This is a genomic window from Nitrosomonas communis, from assembly GCF_001007935.1.
Taxonomy (GTDB): domain Bacteria; phylum Pseudomonadota; class Gammaproteobacteria; order Burkholderiales; family Nitrosomonadaceae; genus Nitrosomonas; species Nitrosomonas communis.
On record NZ_CP011451.1, the window covers coordinates 1,492,872 to 1,514,968 of the forward strand.

At 44.7% G+C, this 22,097-nt stretch carries 20 protein-coding genes and 4 pseudogenes; 14 read left to right on the forward strand and 10 right to left on the reverse strand.

Annotation, left to right across the window (positions count from 1 at the left end; all coding sequences use genetic code 11):
- Positions 1-64 precede the first annotated feature (64 nt).
- From AAW31_RS06800 to AAW31_RS06820, 6 genes are all read left to right on the forward strand, one after another.
- Positions 65-388 carry a BolA family protein gene (locus tag AAW31_RS06800; RefSeq protein ID WP_046849667.1) on the forward strand — a complete coding sequence of 108 codons (324 nt, stop codon included), beginning with the start codon at positions 65-67 and terminating at the stop codon, positions 386-388.
- 707 nt (positions 389-1,095) lie between these two features.
- A complete protein-coding gene (locus tag AAW31_RS06805; protein ID WP_046849668.1) occupies positions 1,096-1,299 on the forward strand; it encodes a cold-shock protein in 204 nt (67 codons plus the stop codon).
- Between the two features lie 195 nt (positions 1,300-1,494).
- The gene (locus AAW31_RS21215) at positions 1,495-1,644 is read left to right on the forward strand and encodes a hypothetical protein (RefSeq protein WP_158441419.1); all 150 of its coding nucleotides are present in this window, start codon (positions 1,495-1,497) and stop codon (positions 1,642-1,644) included.
- Positions 1,645-1,699: 55 nt separating this feature from the next.
- Positions 1,700-2,902 carry an RtcB family protein gene (locus AAW31_RS06810; protein WP_046849669.1) on the forward strand — a complete coding sequence of 401 codons (1,203 nt, stop codon included), beginning with the start codon at positions 1,700-1,702 and terminating at the stop codon, positions 2,900-2,902.
- A 234-nt stretch (positions 2,903-3,136) separates the two neighbouring features.
- A complete protein-coding gene (locus AAW31_RS06815; protein WP_046849670.1) occupies positions 3,137-3,346 on the forward strand; it encodes a CsbD family protein in 210 nt (69 codons plus the stop codon).
- A 468-nt stretch (positions 3,347-3,814) separates the two neighbouring features.
- On the forward strand, positions 3,815-4,876 hold the full coding sequence (locus AAW31_RS06820; RefSeq protein WP_046849671.1) for an IS5 family transposase: 1,062 nt from the start codon (positions 3,815-3,817) through the stop codon (positions 4,874-4,876).
- Between the two features lie 329 nt (positions 4,877-5,205).
- Here AAW31_RS06820 and AAW31_RS06825 read toward each other — a convergent pair whose 3' ends face one another.
- From AAW31_RS06825 to AAW31_RS06850, 6 genes are all read right to left on the reverse strand, one after another.
- Positions 5,206-5,838 (reverse strand): exonuclease/endonuclease/phosphatase family protein, encoded by a 633-nt coding sequence (locus tag AAW31_RS06825; protein ID WP_046849672.1) that lies wholly within the window; start codon positions 5,836-5,838, stop codon positions 5,206-5,208.
- A gap of 129 nt (positions 5,839-5,967) precedes the next feature.
- Positions 5,968-6,795, reverse strand: coding sequence for an IS3 family transposase (locus AAW31_RS06830; protein WP_046848692.1), 828 nt, complete (start codon positions 6,793-6,795; stop codon positions 5,968-5,970).
- A gap of 20 nt (positions 6,796-6,815) precedes the next feature.
- A complete protein-coding gene (locus AAW31_RS23495; RefSeq protein WP_036503716.1) occupies positions 6,816-7,097 on the reverse strand; it encodes an IS3 family transposase in 282 nt (93 codons plus the stop codon).
- 64 nt (positions 7,098-7,161) lie between these two features.
- Entirely contained in the window at positions 7,162-7,344 is a 183-nt protein-coding gene (locus AAW31_RS06840; protein ID WP_046849673.1) for a hypothetical protein, read from the reverse strand.
- A 417-nt stretch (positions 7,345-7,761) separates the two neighbouring features.
- Positions 7,762-8,958: a patatin-like phospholipase family protein gene (locus tag AAW31_RS06845; RefSeq protein ID WP_046849674.1), complete on the reverse strand. Its 1,197-nt coding sequence runs from the start codon at positions 8,956-8,958 to the stop codon at positions 7,762-7,764.
- Positions 8,959-10,045: 1,087 nt separating this feature from the next.
- Complete coding sequence (locus AAW31_RS06850; protein ID WP_052752122.1) at positions 10,046-10,441, reverse strand: hypothetical protein; 396 nt, start codon at positions 10,439-10,441, stop codon at positions 10,046-10,048.
- 949 nt (positions 10,442-11,390) lie between these two features.
- On the opposite strand from AAW31_RS06850, the gene AAW31_RS23500 reads away from it, so the two are divergent.
- The 4 genes and pseudogenes from AAW31_RS23500 (at position 11,391) to AAW31_RS06870 (ending at position 14,733) form a co-directional block, all read left to right on the forward strand.
- Entirely contained in the window at positions 11,391-11,531 is a 141-nt protein-coding gene (locus AAW31_RS23500) for a helix-turn-helix domain-containing protein (RefSeq protein WP_082110554.1), read from the forward strand.
- 54 nt (positions 11,532-11,585) lie between these two features.
- Complete coding sequence (locus AAW31_RS06860) at positions 11,586-12,437, forward strand: hypothetical protein (RefSeq protein ID WP_046849676.1); 852 nt, start codon at positions 11,586-11,588, stop codon at positions 12,435-12,437.
- A 334-nt stretch (positions 12,438-12,771) separates the two neighbouring features.
- Positions 12,772-13,649 (forward strand): annotated as a pseudogene (locus tag AAW31_RS06865) (IS982 family transposase).
- 163 nt (positions 13,650-13,812) lie between these two features.
- Positions 13,813-14,733 carry a malate dehydrogenase gene (locus AAW31_RS06870; protein WP_046849678.1) on the forward strand — a complete coding sequence of 307 codons (921 nt, stop codon included), beginning with the start codon at positions 13,813-13,815 and terminating at the stop codon, positions 14,731-14,733.
- Between the two features lie 31 nt (positions 14,734-14,764).
- Here AAW31_RS06870 and AAW31_RS20500 read toward each other — a convergent pair.
- Positions 14,765-15,017 (reverse strand): annotated as a pseudogene (locus AAW31_RS20500) (transposase domain-containing protein); the annotation flags it as partial.
- Between the two features lie 243 nt (positions 15,018-15,260).
- On the opposite strand from AAW31_RS20500, the gene AAW31_RS23080 reads away from it, so the two are divergent.
- The 3 genes from AAW31_RS23080 to AAW31_RS23505 all read left to right on the forward strand — a co-directional run bounded on the left by AAW31_RS23080 (position 15,261) and on the right by AAW31_RS23505 (position 16,848).
- Entirely contained in the window at positions 15,261-15,392 is a 132-nt protein-coding gene (locus AAW31_RS23080) for a hypothetical protein (RefSeq protein WP_258920405.1), read from the forward strand.
- A gap of 128 nt (positions 15,393-15,520) precedes the next feature.
- Positions 15,521-16,621, forward strand: coding sequence for a reverse transcriptase domain-containing protein (locus AAW31_RS06880; RefSeq protein WP_200899731.1), 1,101 nt, complete (start codon positions 15,521-15,523; stop codon positions 16,619-16,621).
- Positions 16,597-16,848: a group II intron maturase-specific domain-containing protein gene (locus tag AAW31_RS23505; RefSeq protein WP_392390574.1), complete on the forward strand. Its 252-nt coding sequence runs from the start codon at positions 16,597-16,599 to the stop codon at positions 16,846-16,848. Before AAW31_RS06880 ends, AAW31_RS23505 begins: the two co-directional genes overlap by 25 nt.
- Before the next feature lie 159 nt (positions 16,849-17,007).
- Here AAW31_RS23505 and tnpC read toward each other — a convergent pair.
- The 3 genes and pseudogenes from tnpC to AAW31_RS06900 form a co-directional block, all read right to left on the reverse strand.
- Positions 17,008-18,025, reverse strand: a pseudogene (gene tnpC / locus AAW31_RS06885) (IS66 family transposase); the annotation flags it as partial.
- Positions 18,026-18,121: 96 nt separating this feature from the next.
- Positions 18,122-19,439: pseudogene (locus tag AAW31_RS06895) on the reverse strand (IS701 family transposase).
- 128 nt (positions 19,440-19,567) lie between these two features.
- Positions 19,568-19,753, reverse strand: a complete 186-nt coding sequence (locus tag AAW31_RS06900) for a hypothetical protein (protein ID WP_046849681.1) — start codon at positions 19,751-19,753, stop codon at positions 19,568-19,570.
- A gap of 850 nt (positions 19,754-20,603) precedes the next feature.
- Between AAW31_RS06900 and AAW31_RS06905 the strand changes: the two genes are divergently transcribed.
- Positions 20,604-21,632 (forward strand): formylglycine-generating enzyme family protein, encoded by a 1,029-nt coding sequence (locus AAW31_RS06905; RefSeq protein ID WP_052752123.1) that lies wholly within the window; start codon positions 20,604-20,606, stop codon positions 21,630-21,632.
- Positions 21,633-22,097 lie beyond the last annotated feature (465 nt).

A 22,097-nucleotide genomic window follows, 5' to 3' on the forward strand; every position in this document is an offset into this window, starting at 1 on the left:
TAGATTTTATGGTCCTGATTTAAAATGCTACCCCGCATAAATAAATTTATAGCAAGAGTTAATAATGAATATCAAAGAATCCATCGAAACCAAACTTCAATCACTACAACCTGAGTTTCTGGAAGTTATCAATGAAAGTCACAAGCATAATGTGCCTAAAGGATCTGAATCACATTTTAAAGTGATTATCGTTTCCGAGGAATTTCAGGGAAAAATGCTTTTAGCTCGCCATCAAATGGTTAATAAAATCCTAGCAGATGAACTTGCTCATTCTATACATGCGCTTACTTTGAATACAATGACTAGTAAAGAGTGGTCTGATAAAGGTGGTGAAACAAATAATTCTCCCCCATGCCTTGGAGGTTCATCCCGTAAACAAGTTTATTGAGTTACAAAGTACCACACAGAGCGAAGGGCTTTTGGGTTTTATATCGAAGAAATGCCGAGAATCACATCCATGTTTCCGATGCGGGGAAGCGAATAATGCGCTATCAATATGATGAGAATAATCATAGGCACTTGCAGTATAACTAATATTCTTCAGCAAAAATTCTATGTGAACAGCACCTGATTATCGGGTCCGATTCCAACACCAATACCTTGAAACCTCAAATCAGCTCACTTTTTCTCTCTTTGCACCATTATTCTCTCCGCCCCTACCCGTCTTGCAACTGCAAAGCCCACAAGTTTGTATTTTTTTACGATAAATATCAATGAATTACGCGCAGACTAATCAAGTGGCTTACTTTCAGCATTGGTAGGCGGAGGAAACAGCTTACTTATAGAAAATAGATGTTGCTAATAAATTAACGTAAGTTCGACATAAGAAAAGCGGCAAAAGGAACCTGGATTCCTCCTTATGATAAAGAGATCTAGAAAAAGAGTTTCATCATTATTCGCGAGAAGAAACCCTCGCTTAATATCAGGCTCCCTCAAGCTCTTCCAATCGTGATGTGATGATTCTTATGTCGAACTCACGTTAGCTTACTACGTGCTTACACGTATTTTTTTTACCAACTTTTCTCGGTATCCTAACAACACATCAGTTATGAATACTGATCACTATATGATTCAATTAATTATTAAGGAAATAAAATGGCAATAGGTACAGTTAAATGGTTCAATGATGCTAAGGGTTACGGCTTTATTACTCCAGATGATGGTGGAGAGGATTTGTTTGCACACTTTTCCGCTATTAATAGTAACGGCTTCAAGTCTCTGAAAGAGGCTGAACGTGTCACTTTCGAAGTGGCTACCGGACCTAAAGGTAAACAAGCAGCTAATATCAGGTCATTATAAAATTGATCTGGAAAACAAAGAACCTCGGACTATTCGTGGATTAACGACTTGATAAGCAATAATTATCATTAGTTAATCCTGACAAATCTCTCGTCATCTTTTTTTGACATCAATATATCCAATGGATATAGCTAAGCTTCAACAAATAACAATAATCAATAATATAATGAATGCGAAATCATAGTTAAATTCTGGATGGCAGACCAAAAACAACTCAAAGAAGCCCGGTCAAAAGCCGGGCTTGCCACAAAACAGGCGGCCACACTGATAGATGTACAAGAGATAACGTGGCAGAGATGGGAAGAGCAGACCAGTCGAAAAATTGAAATACCATTCTATTGTTGAGAATTATTTTTGCTGAAAATTGGTCAACATTCTAAATTTAAACTGGTGAAAAAGAATGACCATAAAGAAAATATTAGGTAATGGTGCGCCTGTAAAAATATGGACTGATGAAGTTGATCAATCCACATTAGATCAACTATGCGATCTGTCAGAACTTCCATTCATCCATAAACATGTTGCTGTAATGCCTGATGTGCATGCTGGTATTGGATCGGTTATTCCGACCAAAGGAGCAATCATCCCGGCTGCTGTGGGTGTGGATATTGGTTGTGGAATGATGGCAGTTAAAACATCGTTAAAAGCTTCAATGCTGCCTGATAACCTTTATGAATTGCGTTCAGAGATTGAGAAAAGAATACCTCATGGAAGAACCAGTAACGGAGGGAGTGGGGACAGGGGAGCATGGAGTAATCCAATTGATCGTATTGCCTATTATTGGAATATGTTTCTTTCTGATGAATATGAAGAAATCATTACTAAACATCCTAAAGCCAAAGGATATAACACTATTAACCACTTGGGTACCCTTGGCACCGGGAAGCACTTTATTGAAATATGCATAGATGAATCCGATTATGTTTGGGCAATGCTTCACTCGGGCTCAAGGGGAGTTGGCAACAGAATAGGCTCTTATTTTATTGAGAAAGCCAAGGAAGAAATGGAGCGCTATTTTATCCTGAATAATCTGCCTAACGAAAATTTAGCCTACCTCGTGGAACATACCGAAATATACGATGATTATGTTAATGCTGTGTCATGGGCACAGGAGTTTGCTGAACTTAACAGGCAGCTCATGATGGATATTGTGTTGCAGTGTATGAGTGAATTTCTTCCATCATTTACCATTACCGATAAAGCCATAAACTGCCATCACAATTATGTTGCCAGAGAACACCACTTCGGGACAAACGTGCTTGTCACCCGTAAGGGCGCAATCAGGGCAAGGAAAGGTGATTTAGGCATTATCCCGGGCAGTATGGGGGCAAAATCATATATTGTCGAAGGGCTTGGCAATGATGAGTCATTTCATTCATGCTCTCATGGTGCCGGAAGAAGGTTGGGTAGAAATGAGGCAAAAATGATTTACACCATTGCTGATTTGGCAGAGCAGACTAAAGGTATTGAGTGCCCTAAAGATGAATCAAGAATTGATGAGATTCCAGCTGCTTACAAAGATATTGATCAAGTCATGGGAAACCAAAATGATCTGGTGAAGATCAAGCATACCTTGAAGCAGGTATTAAATGTTAAGGGTTGACGATTAATATTTGAATCGAAAAAATTCACCGGAAGTGAACATAACATTAAGTTGATTACTTTGTTCACTAGCGCACAGAAATACAGTCATGTCAGTATTACAATACTTTTAACTATACGTAAATGAGTACGTGTAGCTTTCCACGCGAACCAATCCTGGTGCATTTTATGGATGTTCGATGAGATCAGCATTAAGCAGTAGCAACTTAATTCAAACTTAAAAAGGAGCTGCAAGATGAACTGGGATCAAGTAGAAGGTAACTGGAAACAATTCATAGGTAAAGTCAAGGAACAATGGGGTGAACTCACTGACGATGAGTGCGACAAGATTGCTGGGAAACGTGATCAGTTGGTTGGCAATATTCAGAAAAAATATGGAATCAGTAAGGAAGAAGCAGAAAAGCAGGTTGGCGAGTGGGAAAGAAGAAACCTTAAAGATTATTAAAATTAGGTAGTGCCCTTCTCTTGTGTAAAGCAGAACAGTATGTTGAGAAAATCACATACTGTTCAACCGATTTTTATCATTAGCCAAGATGAAAAATTTTTTTATTTTTTATTCGGTTTAGGAATTTGAACTTATCCACAAGCCTGGCTAGACAAAACATGCGGTACTCATAATCAGTTGATTCCCTCAAAGAGGAAAGAAGCTGTCGAGATTATCAATAGTAATTTGATTTCTCTGCTTAATGCTTCTGAGTACGAAACAGTGAATGATGTCATTGACGGAGTCGTTCTTTGGAAGTGCAGTTGAGGAATCCAATTACTTTGAAATCCACTAAAGGGCACCTCTAAAAATTCAAGCTATAAAATGAGGCGCGTTAGGAGAAAGTAGTATTTTCTTGATTTGTCCAGGATAACACGTTGTTTCAAATGTATAATAATGAGATTATGCTCCCCGATATGAGTCCTCACCATGCAACTCGGTTTTTTTGACCTTGACAATCGATATGCTCAGCTAAGTAAGTTAAATGATCCGCTTGAAGAGCTGAATCGCATAATCGATTGGAATCTATTCGCTGATCTTCTTGCAGAGACAACGACGAAGCCCCGGAAAAGTGAAGCAGGCCGCAAACCCTTTGATCGGGTGATGCTATTCAAAATGCTGGTATTACAAAGAATGAATAATCTGTCGGATGATCGGCTGGAGTATCAAGTCCGGGACCGGTTGAGTTTCATGCGGTTTTTGGGACTTGGTCTGGCAGGGGTAGTGCCTGACGCAAAGACCATGTGGTCGTTCCGGGAAGAGTTGAAAGAGAACCATCTGATGGATCGTCTGTTTGCAAGATTCGATGAATGTTTACGAGAGTTGGAGGTAGAACTGAAGTCAGGTCAGATCATTGATGCGACCTTTGTGAGTGTGCCTAAACAACGCAATACACGTGAAGAAAACAAGATGATTAAAGAAGATGCCGTTCCGATTGAATGGGGACAGAATCCCCACAAACTGGCGCAAAAAGACATTGATGCGCGTTGGACGAAGAAGAACAGCGAATCATTTTATGGTTACAAAGATCACGTCAATATGGATCGCGATACCAAGCTGATAACCACATGGGAAGTTACTTCAGCGCAAATTCATGACAGTCAGGTTTTGGAAGAAGTGCTGCAATCCCCTGAAGTGGGAGGCGCAGATATTTATGCGGACTCAGCATACCGCAGCAATGCACAGGAAGAAAGTCTGGTCACCTCAAAATACACGAGTCAGATTCACGAAAAAGGCGCTCGCAATCATCCCCTCACGCAAGCACAAAAATCCAGTAACAAAGAGAAATCACGGGTGCGTGCACGAGTCGAGCATGTGTTTGGTTCGATGACGAATGAACTGGGCGGAATCACGATTCGTACCATAGGTTATGGGAGAGCAAAAGTACACATAGGCTTACTCAACCTCGTCTATAACATCAAGCGTGTAGCGACGCTGATTCGAAAAGGGTATTTCAGTTTCGATAGGGTTAGTGCGCCCGAAATGGCTTAAAGGGAGCAAAAACGAGAAGATAACAACCCGAATCACCTTGAATTTAGAAAAATTTAATTATTGGACAGAAAAACTTTGAGAATCAAGTGAAATTGCCCTCCTGGTTGAATTGATTTGCTTTTTTTAGGTATTTTTAGAGGTGCCCTAAAATCAATCCAGATAAGAATGATTTAGAGAGTATGCTCATTTTCCTATCAAACTCAAATAGGCATAGGCCAAGGCAGTGCATAAACAACCCAACCAAACCGTTGAATAGGTAACCCATTTAAATCTGGCGTCAATGGCGCCAACTCACTTGATATATAATTGGGACCATCGCCACCACACTATCATCGCTGATTGATAATTTGGTCCAACTCATTTGTTAATTCCGTAACGCGAAACTCGGCCCAAAGCGGCAGGTGATCGCTAATTTCTTTGCGTGCTGCATTTTTTGGTTGTCCAAGCTCCTGATAGAGCACCTTACCGAAAGGAATTGCGCCAAACTTACCGGCGAACTCAAACTCGTCACTCGGTATCCAGGCAATTTTATCGAAGGTCTTCGTTTGGTCAAAATTGGTTCCCAGGCTGTTCATAGCGTCTGGCATCTTAAAGCGAGGCTCATCTCCACCGGTGAGTGCCTGAAAGAAACGATCACCATCAGTTTGAATATTAAAATCGCCAACCAAAAAGAAATCAGGATCAAATACTGTGTCCTGCGCACGCCTAGCCTCGCGTTTAATGAATTTAACTAATTCCTTTTTTTCTTGCTCCCGTAGATTGGTACCGAACTCTCCATGACGCGATCCTTCGGCAATGTGGACGGAAACAAGTGTAAAATCAAATCGTCCAGCGCAGAATGATGCGCAATAGGGTGATCGTTGAAACTGAAATACATTTGGATTGGTGATTGTTCTATTGAAGGCTATTTCACAGACCAACTCGGTACTGATTACAGTTCGCTTATCGTAGAGAAATGCCATTCGCTCGTTGTTCCCGGTAGGGTCAGACACGAGAATCTTGTAATTGCCAGGTAGAAGCTCCTGATGTGGTTCCCTGTAACTGGACAACCTGAAAGAAAGTTCAGCTCTGATATGTATAGTTAAACAGGTTCAGGCAACCCGATCAATTCTTGGATCACTATAGTAGATTTCATCAGGCGTAAGACGGTCAAGGCTTTGATGAAATCGTTCTTGATTGTACCATTCAAACCATGTGGATAAATTCTGCTTTATCTCCTTCAGATTATTGAATTCTCTGGTATATAAAAGCTCATACTTAACTGTCCGCCAAAGTCGTTCAACAAAAATGTTGTCATAGTAGCACCCCTTGCCATCCATGCTGATCTGAATATGATGATCTTTTAGTATGGAGGTAAATGCTTCGCTGGTAAACTGTACGCCCTGGTCGGTATTCATGATCTGTGGACAGCCATAATCCTGGATGGCTGCCTCCAGCGCCTGAGTACAAAAGTCAGTATCCAAGGTATTGGACAAGCGCCAGCTCAACACCTTACGCGAATGCCAGTCGATGATGGCAACCAGATAGCCAAAGCCTTTCTCCATGGGGACATAGGTTATGTCGGCAGCCCAAACCTGATTGGGTTTATTAATGACAAGTTCTCTAAGCAGATAAGGATAGACCTTATGCTGTTTGCTTGAGATGCTGGTCCTGGGTTTTGGAGCTATGCTGACAATACCGAGTGTCTTCATTAAGGAAGAGGCTTTCTTGCGCCCTAACATGATTCCCTGGCGTTGAAACCAGGTAGCATAACTGCGTGAGCCATATTGTGGCGTCTTTAAGTACTGTTCATCCATCATGCGCAGCAGAACCAGATCAGCATTACTGATTGGTTGCGGTTGATAATAATAAGTTGAGCGCGCCAGATCCAGCAGCTGACATTGACGAGTTTGACTAAGTTTGCCATGGGGCTCAATCATCTCTTTGCGTTCTACAAGACTTAATGATTGAGCTTTCTTGCTAAAAAATCGCGTTCTACCGCCAATTGACCAATAACCCGGTGCAGGTCATCTGTTGTAGGCTGCTCCTTATTGGCGGCAGTATTATTTTTACAAAACAGCTCGGCAGCTTGCTCAATGAGTTGCCGTTTCCAGCTATTGATCTGCGTGGGATGTACATTATAACGCGCTGCTAATTGGGGGACAGTTTCATCACCACGTATCGCTGCCAGCGCTAGTTTTGCTTTGAATTCGCTCGAATATTGTATGCGCTTTTTACTCATTGTTATTAAGCTCCTTTTTAATTCTGCCAGAGCTTAACAACCTGTACAGTTTTTGGGTACCACTTCACTTTTTTTTCTTGTCGGAAAACTGTGCGATATTCCACGACGCAATGAGTACGTTCTCATCAACTGACCGCAATGGAACTTTAGCCAGCAATTTCATTAGTTCCTGGCGTTCACTAGCGATGATTTGCTGTTCTGTAAGCATACTGCGATTTTCCCTTTCATCTTGGTGAAATGGATGCATAGTTAGTTCATAACACCACATCTTCATCACTTAGGCGTCTTGTTAAATAACGTGAGTTGACATAAGAGCCATCACACTATTACCTGCATACGGTATAGCACACCTTTTATCGTCATGCACAAATTGCTCTTGTTATCAATAGCCTCTGGGAACAGAATCTTCAAGTGTTCCAATATTACGAGCTTGCTTTTATTTATGAAATATTTACTTTAAGACGTCAACAGACCCTAGGTCAGTCAGGAAGCAAGTAAGCTAAGAATCAAAAAAAAATGAATAAAACCCTAACGCTCAAAATTCAAAATAGAGTGACCTCGATTATCTTGGAAGAGCGCAAGGCTTTAAATGGACGAAACCATCCGGCGTTCGGGCAGGCCACTATCGGCCGATTCGGGCCAAGAGTGGCCATGCTATCTGGCTTCACGGCTGTTCCCTATCCAGCGGTCGTTTTGGATAAGGAAGACGCCCAGGCTGCTCGCCCGGAATCACGTGTGAACGAAGCCCGGTGTCACACATAGCGTAACCCCAGTTGATCAAGCGCTCTTGGAGATCATCGTCCATTTCATCCAGTCGTGTCGGTATCGCTGCAAGTTTACGGGTTAGGTCGAGGTCCACAGGGATGGGACTGGCTACCGGATAGTCATGGATGTTGCTTCGAATGCCGACGTACATCCCACTGCGGCTGCCGTTCTTGAATGAATCGATGACTTGGCGCTTGCGCAGGGAGCGAATCTGGTTGTCAATGACGTCGAGGACGCGCAGCGTGTGTCGTGCCCAGTCAGTCGGTGGAGTTGAGTCGGCTCCCAGATGACTGCCCGCATCACTGACCAGGATGGTGGAATAACGTTTCCAGGCGGTTTCCAGCCCTAAATTGTCATACACCCCTCCATCGCTGAGTTGAATCTCATCGCGGAAGTCATCTTCGGCCAAATCATTACCCTGGTCAGTGACCCACTTCTCGTGGCGCAGGTCGATGGTGCAGGGAGACAGAAACGGTGGAAACGCCGAGGAAGCAGCAACCGCAACAGCTAGCGAGAGATCAGGATGATTGATCCGGCCCACCCTGTAATCAGCGAGGTATCGTTTGCTGAACCGCATGAGTACGCCCGACTCGAGGTTGGTTGCATTGATCACGAATGTGGGTTCATCCGGTAAGTCCTGGAGAGTCGTTTTCGCAAATAAATGCTTGCGGTAGGCTTTAATGACACGGTCCGAGATCGACGTAAATGGGAGTCCGATGCCAGCGAGTACGGAGGCCAAATCGATGCTCTCCCTTGCCATCGCTCGAATAGGATCCACCACCTGCGGCACAAACGTCTCGGCTACCCCGTTCTGGTTGAAGGTCAGGTGTTGCCAGTTCATCGCGAGTACCCCCGCGGTAATGGACCCGCCGGAAACACTGGAAACCCTGTTTAGCTTGGCAAGTATACCTGCCTCGTTGAGTCGCCAGAGCACTCCAATGTGAAACAGCATCGCCCGGTAGCCCCCGCCGGATAGGCATAGGGCTGTTCCCTCCTCCAGCTTCTTTGCTGTCTCATTGCTGATGTGCCTGACGGGTTGGTCGGTGACGTGTAACTCATTGGGTGCCGGCAGCGGACTCTGCTTCTCTGCATTCATGATTCCTCCCTTAAACTCTATCTATTAGTTGAGGATGATGGGCTCCATGGTCTGTGCGGTTTGCGCGTTGAAACGGCGTTAATGACCATATTGCCTGCAGTAGCGCCAAAACGCTTGCTAAATTCCAAGAGCCAAGTGATTGGAAAATGAAATGCCTTACTAATAAAGTGAAATATACGGTACAACTGGATAAATAGTCAAACTTGCTCTTGATACGGTTAAAAAACTATTTTTGATGAAAGTGGAAATGACTCAACTATTATCTTAGAAAAGACTGCAAAAATTCCTATACCTGATATTCATTTGATCCTCACCTGCTGCTACCATTACGTCAGCGGACCAACTGCCAGATCAAAAAGGGTAAGTTGATTCGACAAGGCATCGTCCAGAATGGCAGCGATGATATCTGGTGAAGCGTGATCAAGTTAGCCTCATGCGACTGACGTAGCTCTTGTCAACGGTCTCACGAGTAGTTATCTCTTCCAGAGAAACGTTTCATCAATATCGCTTATTAACTATTCCAAGGCATTATTTGACAGAACCTCAACACTTCCGGTAGGAATGCATGCTATAGAATTGAAGATTTTCTTGACATCTCGAAGTAATCCACATTGCTTTTTAAAAAGCAACTCACATCAATCAAAACTACAGGAATCAACAATAAAATTACAAGTTGCTGATTATAAAGCATATCATTATGTGTTTAAAATTTAATCGATCTAGAAAAGATGATTACAAATAACGATCTTAGCTACAGTATTTACAACTTACCCACAAAGTTATCCACAAAAATTGTGGACAAGTAATAGTTTGAGGTAAATAAATTTATAGGAACTATATAAGTTATAGATATTTATGTGGCAAGTCAGCTGTCTTTATTTTGGTATTAGCTGCCACCTTAACTTTTTATATCAATAAGGTTAAAGACAAGCAGTATAAGTCAAGCGAAGCGTAGCGTGAAAATAAAGGCAAATAAAAAGAAAAGCTGCGTATCTGCAAGTGATAGCGCGGCCGTTTCAGGATGCCTTGTTTCTGGAATTTAGATATTTTTTCTAAATATTTATTAATTCAATTGAGGATATACGACCTATTCAGTTAATAAACTTAGATCTTGTTTTTGTTGATCTTGTGCCATTTTTCGGTGAACAGCAGCTTCTTTCAAATTCTCTTTGATAGATTTCTCTAAATGCCTGATATTAGCCCAGGTATGCGAGCGCAAGTCTTGCCCTTTTCGTCCATAATAGTAATTGTGCTCTTCATATTCTTCGAGCAGCTTCTTCTCGGTTTGTAGTTTTGCTTTCATTCCGTTGGCTGCATCTTCGTAATGTTTAGCAAGAGCATCATGATTGTGAGGATCTATGCTAGCTAATTTAGCACTAAAAAATTCATTACCCTGTACACTCCCTATTGGGCTCATTTGTGCGCAGCCGGTTAAGAAACCAAGAATCGAAATAATCATTAATAAAGACAGCTTTTTCATCATAACACCTCCATCAACTTACTTAAGCCCACCCCCATTCCTCTATTAAAGTTTTATCAAACAAGATACGTCATTAGTTCACCAAGTATAACCATGTTAGCAATACGTTCTTTGCGGGAACCAAACTTATGATCAGTATAGCTCTCCAATATGGCGCTTCACGTGATAACTCCAGACGATCTATCTTAATATTACTCATGATAACACTATGGTTTTTATTGTATTAACCCTATTCATCTTATTATTATTGCATTCTTATGATGCATGGTATCTATACTTATAACAAAAGATAAGTAGTAAATAACGAAATTAATTGTTTCATTTGCAGATACAATAAAATGATGAGGAAGAAAAAATTAAAAACATTAATATAAAATTATTGAATCAAGCTGATGACAGGCAGAAATACTTGTATACAAATAGATTATTCACCTAGCAAAAAAATAGGATAAATAGCCATACATTGCAGGAAAAGAATCATGGCAAGAAAAACGAATGGAATAGATCAGTTAGTCTTGGCTCGAGAATTATTGAGAACAGCCAAAACAGTAGAGGAGCAATGCTATACTTCTCGTGCATCAAAAATTGATTTAAGTTAGTGCGGCATAGCTGTGAATATATTAGAATTTTGATATGTCATCACATTATCCGCTCACTGCACAAGCAATTGTGAATTTAGAGGTGGCGCACCAGCATACCAAAGACAAGCGCAATGCTGACTGACTAAAAACGGTCTGCCTATTAGGTAAAGGCTGGTCGGTTACTCAAGTGGCTGAAGCGCTCTTGATTGATTGGGAAACCGCGCGTAATCACTATAAGCGTTATCGCAAGGGGGAGGCTTGCCTGCGCTACAGAAGTTTGAAGCTGGCGGTAGCCAGTCTTTTCTGAATGAGCTCGAGAGACAAGCATTAGATCAGCATTTACATAAAAATCTGTATCTGACTGCCAAGAAATCGCGCATTATGTTGAACAAATCTGGGGTGTCTGCTACAGCGAAAGCGGCATCACCCAGCTTTTATACCGCATGGACTATGTCTATAAAAAGCCAAAGCTGGTACCGGGCAAGGCTGATGGCCCGGAAAATAACTACTAAGGCTCCTGTCCAAAAATTGGGATCCACTTCGCACATCAATATTTATTTCGTCACATGTACGATAAGTTGACACTCTTCACTCTCGCCAGCGGCCGATCCGGTACAAGCTATCTCGCCGCTTTCTTCATCAAGAACATCACGCAGTGTTACAGCACACACGAGCCTTATTTTACGTTTGGCAATCCCACATTGTTCGGCAAGCCAATTGCATGGAAGACGCAACATAACGACTGCGCATTATTGCCGGTGCTGGAGCGCAAATGCCGTTTTATCGCCAGCCGCAAGACGCCGTTCTATTTTGAATCCAATCATGCTTTCCTCAAGGCATTTAACCGCCATGCCGGAACGCTGCTGAACAATCCGGGCTTTATCCATCTGGTGCGCCATCCGCTGCGGGTGGCGAAAAGCGAATATGTGCGCGATCGGATGATACGCAAGCTGCATGTTCCTTTTGTCGATTATACAAATGATACCGGTGAGCGCTTGTTTCGATGGGCATTGACCGGGAAGGAGGAAGTGTTCCGGCACTATCCGGTATCTCTCAGCCGTTTTCAGTTTTATGTATTACAGTGGATGGAGATCGAGCATCGGGCGACGCAGCTGATTCGAGACCATCACTGGCAAGACCGGGTGTTTTTTATTGATGTTGATGTGGCACTGAAAGAGGAAGCGGTGTTAAAAAATATGGTCGACTTTTTTGGCTTGCCGCACAAGCCGATATTCAACTTGGATTTGTACCGCAACCCAACCCCGTTTATCGGTCCGATCATTCTCACGGAGCAGGATAAACAGGAATTCCAGACCATTGCGCGCGATTTGCCCGAACGTTACAAAATGCTGCTACAGAGTAAACCTTATCGTGATTGCAGCTGGTTCGCCGAAGTAAATCGGCTCATCATCAGTTAATACAGTCCGATAGCACCTCTTCTTGCTACCGGACTGCAAAAGTCATTGCCTTCTAGGCTATTCCTTTAAAAGCCAGATATTCTGATTAAATACCAATACCGAGTACCTCCTTTACTGATCATTTATTCAAAATACTTCTTCAGTTCATGTAGATAGAGCACTCTTGATACGCATCCACTGCTCCTCCCACAGTACCGGTGTATCAACCGCCAGATCGAACAAGATAATATTATTTAACGTGAGTTCGATATAAAAAAAGCTGTAAAAGGAATCTGAATTCCTTATGATGAAGTGGTTCTGGAAAGAATTTCATCATGAGAGAAGTCAGATTTCAATGGGTACTACAACGATTTTTTGTGAGAGTGACGAATTTTGTAAAGAGTTTGAACCACATGGGAGCAGCACTTATTAGAGTCATCGCTGAAACAGCGTCGGCGGCAAGGAGCGCTGTGTCTAAGCGAAATCATGACCATCATGGTCGGGTTTCATCTATCCGGCTACCGGACGTTTAAACACTATTACCTGAATTACGTGTTGAGGTATCAGCGCGATTATTTTCCAGGGTTGGTGAGTTACCACCGCTTTGTGGAGCTGTTGCAAGGTAGCCTGGTGCCTTTGTGCTGTTTTCTGACCAGTCGCTTTGGGCAATGCAGTGGGATCAGCTTCATTGATTCGACTAAGATCAGCGTGTGCCATAATCGCCGTATTGGGTCGCATAAAGTAATGGCAGAGTTTGCTGCTCGGGGAAAAACCAGTGTGGATTGGTTTTATGGGTTCAAGTTGCACCTGGTCATTAATGACCAGGGGGAATTGCTGGGAGTCAAAATCACAGCGGGCAATGTGGATGACCGTGACCCGGTACCAGAGTTAACGCGCTCCTTATTTGGCAAGCTCTTTGGTGACCGGGGTTATATCTCGCAGTCACTCTTTGAGCAACTTTGGGAGCAAGGCGTGCAGCTCATCACCAAAGTACGCAAGAATATGAAAAACAAGCTGCTGCCACTTTTTGACAAGCTGCTGTTACGTAAACGCTCGATCATTGAAGCCGTCAATGACCCATTGAAAAATATCTCGCAAATCGAGCATTCCCGCCATCGCAGCCCAGTTAACTTTTTTGTTAATCTGATAGCCGGACTGGTGGCTTACACCTTTCGCGAGAAGAAACCCTCCCTTAATATCAGACTTCCTCAAGCTCTTCCAATCGTGATGTGATGATTCTTATGTCGAACTCACGTCATATATACTCTACGTCATAACCGTAGCGACTAAGCAGCAACGACTGAAACCCGAAGAATATGGGTTACAACACTTTGAGGATAAATCTATGCATAGCAGCTAACACTATTACTAACCGAACTTCTGAGGAAAATTACAAATGAAATTAGCCATTATCGGCATCGGGCATGTTGGTTCGTCAATCGCTTATGCAGTAGCACTGAAAGGTCTGTGCAACCATCTGGTTCTGGCGAGTCGGAATGTCACGAAAGCGCAAGGGGATGCGCTGGACTTACAGCATACGCTATCGTTTTGCGAACGGCCAATGATAATTGAAAGCAGTGCCATTGATGAGGTGAAGGACTGCGATATTCTTGTCATCACAGTATCCGTGCAAGGAAATAACCAAATGACTAGCCGCATGGAATTAGCACCTGGAAACGTAAAACTGTTCAGGCAGATAATACCCTCTTTAACGCAGAAAAATCCTCAGGCTATTTTTATCATTATCACCAATCCAGTCGATGTATTAACTTATCTTACAACCCAGCTCTCCAGGTTTCCTCCTTCCAAGGTTATGGGAGTTGGAACATTAGTTGACTCTGCCCGTTTCAGAGCTCTGCTTTCTGCCGAAGAACTGATTCACCCGGATGATATGCGCGCTTATATATTGGGTGAACATGGTCCAAGCCAGTTTCCCGTTTTCAGCAATGCCTTTGCTGGCAGCGAACGAATTGCCGACACTCCCTGCCATCGTCGTATTTTCCAGGAAGTGAATCATGCCGGTATGAACATCTATAATTTAAAAGGATACACCAATTATGCAATTGCAACAGCCACTTGCGAAGTAATTAAAGCTATAATGTACGACGACCACAGAACCATGCCGTTAAGTACATATTTCGATGAGTGGAATGGTATCCGAAACAATTGTTTCAGCATCCCATTAGTGGTCGGCCGTGTCGGTATTATTCGACATTTGCATCCTGAACTGAATGATGAGGAAAAAATTGCTCTGGATGAAACTGCTAAGTTAATGAAAGAATATATCAATCAACACATTCACTCTGAGCAAATATAAGAGAACAGTAATCGTTCAACGACACCACCTGTCATTCTCTCTGGCTTAGTGATTTAATGAACTCTGGTGTTAGGGGTAACAATTCATCGATACGGCTATTAGGCAGGCGGGAAGTTTAATGAGCGTATCTTTGAGCCATGCAGATGGGTCCAGTCCATTGAGTTGAGCGGTACCGAACAGGGTTTGGATAGCGGCTGCGCGTTGGCCGGCACGCTCTGAGCCGGTAAATCGCCAATTTTTTTACCCAGTGCAATGGGACGGATAGCATTTTCCACCGGGTTGTTGTGTGTGCCTTGCTAAGGCGCATCTGATTCGTCGGTGCAAATCCGACCTGACTAACTATCGCTCCAGCCGGAAGTACTTGTAGCGGTCCAGGAGGTAACAAATGGGCTGAAGCACTACAAGAAAAGGTCTCCCCGGGAGATCAACGGGCCATGCGGGCCGTAACGAGAGTGAACACTGAGCAGGCCTCGAAATGTCGTCGTGGGAGCCGACCCGCCACAATAACGGGGAAGGCCGTTGTTCTTGTGGAAGCTGAGCGACTTAGCCTCAAGAATCCCACCGGGGTAGTAGTGACAGCACGCATGGGAGAGATCAGATGCGCAACAAGGGAAGTCCTCAAGGGTGTCCGGTGGCAACGGACAACGATGATCCTGTGAGGGATGGAGCCGGCCAATGGGGATGACGGATGGGCGTGTATTAGTGTTGAGGCCGGGTAATGCCGGAAGAGCGAAGGCGCCCTGTTTCGAAACGCGATGAGGAAAGTAATAAGAGCGAGGGGATTGACGTGAGTCTACCAACCTTGATGAGTAAAGTTCAGACATTACAGACTTCATTACAGACGAAAGCCAAGGCAGAACCAGCCTTTCGTTTTTACAGTCTATGGGACAAGGTCTACCGGGCCGATGTACTGCAGGTCGCTTATCGGCGTTGCCGCGCGAATCGTGGAGCGCCGGGCTACGACGGCATCAGTTTCAAGCAGATCGAGGGCCAAGGGGTGGACGAGTGGCTGGAAAGATTGCAGCAGGAGTTGCGGGTGGGTGGCTATCAGCCCCAGCCCTTGCTGCGCGTATGGATACCCAAAGCCCAGGGGGGACAGCGCCCTTTGGGCATTCCGACGATTCGGGATCGAGTGGTGCAGATGACAGTACTGCTGGTTTTAGGTCCGATTTTCGAAGTCGACCTATTGCCGCGGCAATATGGATTTCGCCCAGGATTGGATGCCAAGATGGCGATTAGGGCGATTCATTTCGGCATTACTCAACGGGGGAAGCGGGAAGTGGTAGACGGAGATTTATCCGATTACTTCAACACGATTCCTCATGGCGAGCTGATGCGCTGCGTGAGCCGCCGGGTGAGCGATGGTACTGTGCTGTCAGTGATCCGGAAATGGCTGAAGGTCGCTGTCATTGAACGCGACGAGCGCGGCGAACGCCGAACCACCGAAGCCAAGGACAAACAACGAGGCACACCACAGGGGGGGATCATTTCTCCCTTGTTGAGTAATCTGTATTTCCGACGTTTCCTTCTGGCCTGGCAGAAATTCGGCTTTGGCCAACGACTCCGAGCGGAAGTAGTCAACTACGCCGATGATCTGGTAATCCTCTGTCCAAACGGATGTGGGGAGAAAGCAATGGCCGCGATGCGTCACCTCATGTCGCGACTGGGACTCATGGTCAATGAGAAGAAAACTCGGCTAGTCAAATTACCTGACGAGCATTTTGATTTTCTCGGTTATACTTTGGGCCAATTCTACGGCAAAAACGGACGTCCCTATTGGGGCACACGGCCTTCCAAGAAAGCGATCAAACGGTTAAAGCAGGTATTCATAACGTCACGTCGTCGCGTTGGAACGCGTCCAGCGTGGATAGTAGGATTGCGGAACTGAATCTGATAATCCGGGGTTGGGCCAACTATTTTAATCAAGGACCGGTCAGCAAAATTTACCGGAATATCCGGGATTATACAGAGCGGCGACTGCGAATCTGGTTAATGCGTAAGCACGGCAAGCGGGGAACGGGGTATCGCCAATACCCTGACGAGTACCTGTACGATATCTTGAGACTCTACCGGCTGCCGCTTGCTCGCAATGACCTGCTGAATGCGAAGGCCTGAGGGTCGAAAGAAAGCCGGATGCGGGAAATCCGCACGTCCGGTTTGACGAGCGGGATGTGGAGACGAAGTGATGGCAAGGCTCATTAGGCACCGCCAGACGAAAGAGGCGGAAACAGATAGGCCAAGCCTTAGACCACCGCGCCACATCTCGACTCTACCGATGGGCTGATGACCGCTTTGTGCGTAACGAATCAGACTTGGCCAGCGTTTCAAGGTATAGTCCAACGCTTTGGCAGAGCCACCGCCGTTGGCAGTTTGTGAGCGGGTTTGTAGCAGCCAGTCATGCAGTGCATTGAGTGCGGGCAGGCTTTTTTCTGCACGCAGTTGTTGACGGTCTTCGATCGTCAGGTGTTTGCCTTCGGCCTCAATGGCATACAGCATGCCGATGCGTTGCAATGCTTCCATGGCCATGGAGCTGTTATTGGCCTGGTGCAGCTCGAAGAATTTACGGCGCGCATGAGCCCAGCAGCCTAGTTCAGTGCAGGGCAAGGCTGATGAGAATAAGGGTTTGTATCCCCCGTAATCATCCACCAGCAGATGACTTTGCCAGTCTTGCAGGAAGTTTTGTGCATGCCTCCTACTGCAGCCGGCTTGATAGTCGAAGAGGATGATGCGCGGCCCCGCCTCCAGATCATTGCTGCGATAGGCCCATAAATAAGCCTTACGAGTCTTGCCATTGCCGGGATCAAGTTGAGCTACCGGGGTTTCGTCAGCATGAAGCGTGCTGCCCTGTAAAAGATGCCAGGTCAGGCGATCTACCAGCGGTTGCAAGGCGACACCAACACGGCCCACCCATTCGGCCAGGGTGGAGCGGGATAACCTCACCTCTTCACGCGCAGCGATTTGTTCAAGACGGTAAAGGGGAAGATGGTTCAGATATTTGCTAGTCATCACCCAGGCCAGCAAAGCCGGGCGCGGCCATACCACCATCGATCACAGCCGGTGGAACAGGCTCTGCGGTGATTGTTTCACAGGTTTTGCACGCATATTGCGCACGAATGTGACGATGGACAAAAAATCTTGCCGGTTCCACATCCAGCTGTTCGGTGATGTCTTCGCCAATTTTGACCAGATCACGGCCACATTGCCTGCATTGACAGGATGGTGGTTCGTAATAGTGTTCAATGCGTGGCAGGTGATCTGGCAGAGGTTGACGGCCCGCACGAGTACGTGTGGGTTTATTTACACTTTCTAGAGTTTAGAGTAAACCATCTCCCACAGTTGGAATTTTTTCCAACTTGAAGAATGTAATGCGCTTGATCTTTTTGTGGTATTACATGCTGTTGCTTTGTTCACATCTTGAATTCCAGTTTTTATTCCAATCTGGTGGCATGAATTTTTTACATTTTGCATTCCACCATGACCGAATAGCAACATGCCTTAAAATATTGGCCAGTCCTGTACGAATCTGCCCGGCAGTTTGGGGCTGATGCTTGCGCCATGGGGAATGCTGACACAGTGCCGCTACTGCCAGCTGTTCAAGCAACTCAATAGCTGGACCAGGCCGTAGCCTGCCATGGTAATGTGTACCCAGCGGTGAAGTGTTTGTCGTGTTTGCTGCCATGCCTCTTTCATTCCCCAGGCTTGTTTCAATTGATTGAACTGGGTTCAATCGACCAGCGCAGGCTATAGCTTTCTACGATCTGTTCCGCAATTAACGTGGTGTCAGTGCTTAACAGAAGACTGGCTGTTTTCCATTGTCCGGGCTTATGGTCATTTTCAAGCTCGCACCAGACGGCCCGAACCAACTGACCGTTCAGAAAGCGCACTTTTGCCAGGGTGCAGCGCAAACGGACACGTTGTTCTTTACCATAGATAGGCAAGGTAGCAACCCAACGATGCAACTGCTCAGCCTGTTCGGGCGTAAGCTTCTCGCCGTATTTCCGGCTTCGCCCCCGTTGGCTCTTCAGCCTCGGCGCAGGTAGATCATATAGACGGGTATCTCTTCTGACCTGACCAATTACATCAAAGCCGCGATTGAGCATCGTGCTGATAACATATTGCTGCATATACCAGCTATCCATCAATACACGCACCCTCAAACCTCGCAACAGGCTCTGCACAGCACGCACCAGCGTATTAGCTGCAGCCAGTTTGCCGGTGTGGCTACCAGCTGGCATCAAGCGGGAAAGTAATGGCAGCGCTACCGGCTCCTTGCTGGCTCGACGAGTGATGATTGCCAGATTGACCCAGCATTGGCCTTGCACAAATGCAGGCAGATTGATCTTGTTGCCATGCTGGTGGTGAATCCGGCTGCCTGGTGCTTTGTTCGAAGCGCGCAACGTTACTGTATCATCAATCGCCAGATGGACCACATCGTGTGTCACGCTCGCTAACACCAGCCGCATAAATTGCCGTGCCAGCGCCAACCAGGACCATTTTCCCTGTTGCAACCATTTGTAATAACTCGTCCAGTGATTGCGCATCGTCAGCATCAAATACGCATCCGTGACAAATCCTGTCGGCGTCAACATCGCCCCGATCAACAGCTCAATAAAGGTGCCTGTTGATCTTGGGGGTAGCGCTTTGGCTAAAAATGTTATCCAATTACACAGTTCGCCAGGGATACCAGCCTGTCCTTTTGCGTTCATCGCGGCCTCCAGAAGTAAAATGACATTTCTTTCTAGAGGCCGCCTTTCTAAATAACTTTTAAAAACAAAGCTATTTAGAAAGGCGGCAACGATTTTTTCGTTGCTTTGTCAAGTTTTTTGCTACTTTTTTATCTTTGGGTAATTTTTTCCTTTAAGGGTGAAACTCTAGTATAAAAATACATGCGCTCAAATTGGTCAGATGCACCAACATCTTTTAGTGAATCAAGAAACTCGCTAACACTTTTAATCTCAACCATGGCGTCTTTCTCTTCTAAGGAAGTAGGTACTAGTGAACCTATTAATTGTTTTACCATTGGTAACATTGTATAAAGGATGTTAGGATGTTAAACCAGATTTAAATGTAATAATATGAAAATTGCATAGCAGAGATTATCATACCGATGAATAAAATGAAATTCGATTTCTTTCAGGGGCAGATGGGGTAGCTCAAGTCCAGAATCATCCAATCATACTGGGGGTATTATTGGGGTATTTATTTAATCCGACATTCCGCACCTCATTCGCAATTATCTGAATTTTTTTGAGATATTTTTTCATACCCATTTTTTTCGCAAAAATTAATGAGGAATTATCAGCGAGTTATGGAAAGGGTGCGGAATGTCGGTTAATATTTAAAATATTTATTTCCACCTATCGTCATTACATACAATTGTATATGGTCTTCGGTTCAATTCCCGCCACCAACCAAAAACCAACCCTTCATCCGGTTGGCTTTTTTGTGCCTATTCTCGCCTGTTAGCACGGGTTCATGCGGATTCTTGCGGACCTCGAGGTTTCAATAAATCTCGCAAATTCGCTCACTTTTTCTCTCTTTGCGTCATTATTCTCTCCAACCCTACCCGTCATTCGCAGACGAAGTCCACAAGCTCTAATTTCTTATTAGATAAAAATCAATGAATTACGCGCGGACTAATCAAGTAGTTTATTTTCAGCATTAGATTAGTAAGGGAAGGAAACTGTGGCATTTATAAGGTGTGTACTCATGGCAATTTTATTGCTTGGCTACGACCACAATCACTTGGTTCTTTGAGATGCCTACTCATCATGAGTTTCATCTAACTTTTTGACCAACAAGCCAACATTATTTTTATTACTCCAGATACAATGAAACTTACATTATCCCTACAATAATGGAGATGACTTGTGCGACATCTACTGGCTACAGCACTGGTTTGTGTTATTACTTTAACGATATCTGCTTTAATCTTTGCTGATGAGCAAGGCTCGCCGTCTACGCCAGTTGAAAATTCTCTGGGGATGAAGTTTGTACTGGTGCCTGCTGGTGAATTTTTGATGGGCAGCGATGAATCACCGGATGTATTGTCAAAGAACTATCCGCAGTACGAGCGCCGCCGTGTGCAGGAACTTGGGGACGAAGCGCCAGTGCATCGAGTGCGCATCACTCAACCTTTCTACCTTGGTCAGTTTGAAGTGACTGTCGGACAGTTTCGTAAATTTTTAGAAGCTTCAGGTTATATCCCAGAGTCGGTAGCAGACGGAACGGGAGGATATGGATATAACGCGAATTATGACCCTACCAAATCCGATAGCGGTGATGCTTTTGAGGGACGCAATCCGAAATATTCCTGGCATAACCCGGGTTTTGTTCAAGGAGACAATCACCCGGTCTTGAACGTAACCTGGAATGATGCAGTAGCATTAACGAAATGGCTCAGTGAGAAGGAAGGAGTCAAATATCGCCTTCCAACCGAGGCAGAATGGGAATATGCCTGCCGTGCCGGCACGCGCACACGATATGCAAGCGGTAATGATCCAGAATCCTTGATAAAAATCGCCAATATTTTCGATGCTGATGCTAAAGGGTACTGGTCACGCTGGGCACAATTTGCACTATCAGGCCATGATAATTTCGCATTCACCTCACCCGTTGGCAGTTTTGCACCAAATAGCTGGGAGCTTTATGATATGCATGGCAATGCATGGGAATGGGTTTCCGACTGGTATGCGAACAACTATTACGCAAAATCACCCCTTGATGATCCCCAAGGACCAGCCGATGGCATCGTACGAGTAAGACGAGGAGGCTCTTGGCATACCTGGTCCCTCTACGCACGTTCATCCTATCGTAACTGGATTTCGCCGAATTCACGTTACTCCTTGGTCGGAATGCGTCTACTGCGTGAGGTTCAGAACGCGAAACGAGCTACTTAATCGAAGGAAAACAACTGGAAGTGATACCTGAATAAACTTTCAAATTATGATCAAGAGCCAGGAAAAAGACAAAACTCGATTGGCCTTTTCCTTTCCATTTCCCGCGTATTTACTTGGATTCTTGCGGACTTCGAGGTTTCAAGAAATCCCACAAATTCGCCCACTTTTTCTCTCTTTGCGCCTTTATTCTCTCCAACCCTACCCGTCTTGCAAGAGCGAAGTCCACAAGCACATATTTTTGAGGCGTTATTAATCAATGAATCACGCGCAGACTAATTAAACGGTTTATTTGCAGCATTGGTAAGCGGAGGAAACTGCACCGATTTAACGAGTAAAAAATACTGATGAATCGACGGGTATCCTGCCATGAGCTACATATGAAACTGAAGCTGAACTGCATTATTGGCTAAGAAACATGGGTTGATGACAATCAAAACCAGCACCCTTTTGTAAGAATTACAGGAA

Excerpts from the sequence above, each read along its gene's own strand:
- AAW31_RS06845 (WP_046849674.1), bottom strand. The coding sequence starts at position 8,958 with ATGAATGCAGAGAAGCAGAGTCCGCTGCCGGCACCCAATGAGTTACAC.
- AAW31_RS06805 (WP_046849668.1), top strand. The coding sequence starts at position 1,096 with ATGGCAATAGGTACAGTTAAATGGTTCAATGATGCTAAGGGTTACGGC.
- AAW31_RS21215 (WP_158441419.1), top strand. The coding sequence starts at position 1,495 with ATGGCAGACCAAAAACAACTCAAAGAAGCCCGGTCAAAAGCCGGGCTT.
- AAW31_RS06800 (WP_046849667.1), top strand. The coding sequence starts at position 65 with ATGAATATCAAAGAATCCATCGAAACCAAACTTCAATCACTACAACCT.
- AAW31_RS06850 (WP_052752122.1), bottom strand. The coding sequence starts at position 10,441 with ATGATGAAAAAGCTGTCTTTATTAATGATTATTTCGATTCTTGGTTTC.
- AAW31_RS06830 (WP_046848692.1), bottom strand. The coding sequence starts at position 6,795 with ATGATTGAGCCCCATGGCAAACTTAGTCAAACTCGTCAATGTCAGCTG.
- AAW31_RS06820 (WP_046849671.1), top strand. The coding sequence starts at position 3,815 with ATGCAACTCGGTTTTTTTGACCTTGACAATCGATATGCTCAGCTAAGT.
- AAW31_RS23495 (WP_036503716.1), bottom strand. The coding sequence starts at position 7,097 with ATGAGTAAAAAGCGCATACAATATTCGAGCGAATTCAAAGCAAAACTA.
- AAW31_RS06825 (WP_046849672.1), bottom strand. The coding sequence starts at position 5,838 with ATGGCATTTCTCTACGATAAGCGAACTGTAATCAGTACCGAGTTGGTC.
- AAW31_RS06870 (WP_046849678.1), top strand. The coding sequence starts at position 13,813 with ATGAAATTAGCCATTATCGGCATCGGGCATGTTGGTTCGTCAATCGCT.
- AAW31_RS06860 (WP_046849676.1), top strand. The coding sequence starts at position 11,586 with ATGTACGATAAGTTGACACTCTTCACTCTCGCCAGCGGCCGATCCGGT.
- AAW31_RS06900 (WP_046849681.1), bottom strand. The coding sequence starts at position 19,753 with ATGGTAAAACAATTAATAGGTTCACTAGTACCTACTTCCTTAGAAGAG.
- AAW31_RS06840 (WP_046849673.1), bottom strand. The coding sequence starts at position 7,344 with ATGCATCCATTTCACCAAGATGAAAGGGAAAATCGCAGTATGCTTACA.
- AAW31_RS06815 (WP_046849670.1), top strand. The coding sequence starts at position 3,137 with ATGAACTGGGATCAAGTAGAAGGTAACTGGAAACAATTCATAGGTAAA.
- AAW31_RS06810 (WP_046849669.1), top strand. The coding sequence starts at position 1,700 with ATGACCATAAAGAAAATATTAGGTAATGGTGCGCCTGTAAAAATATGG.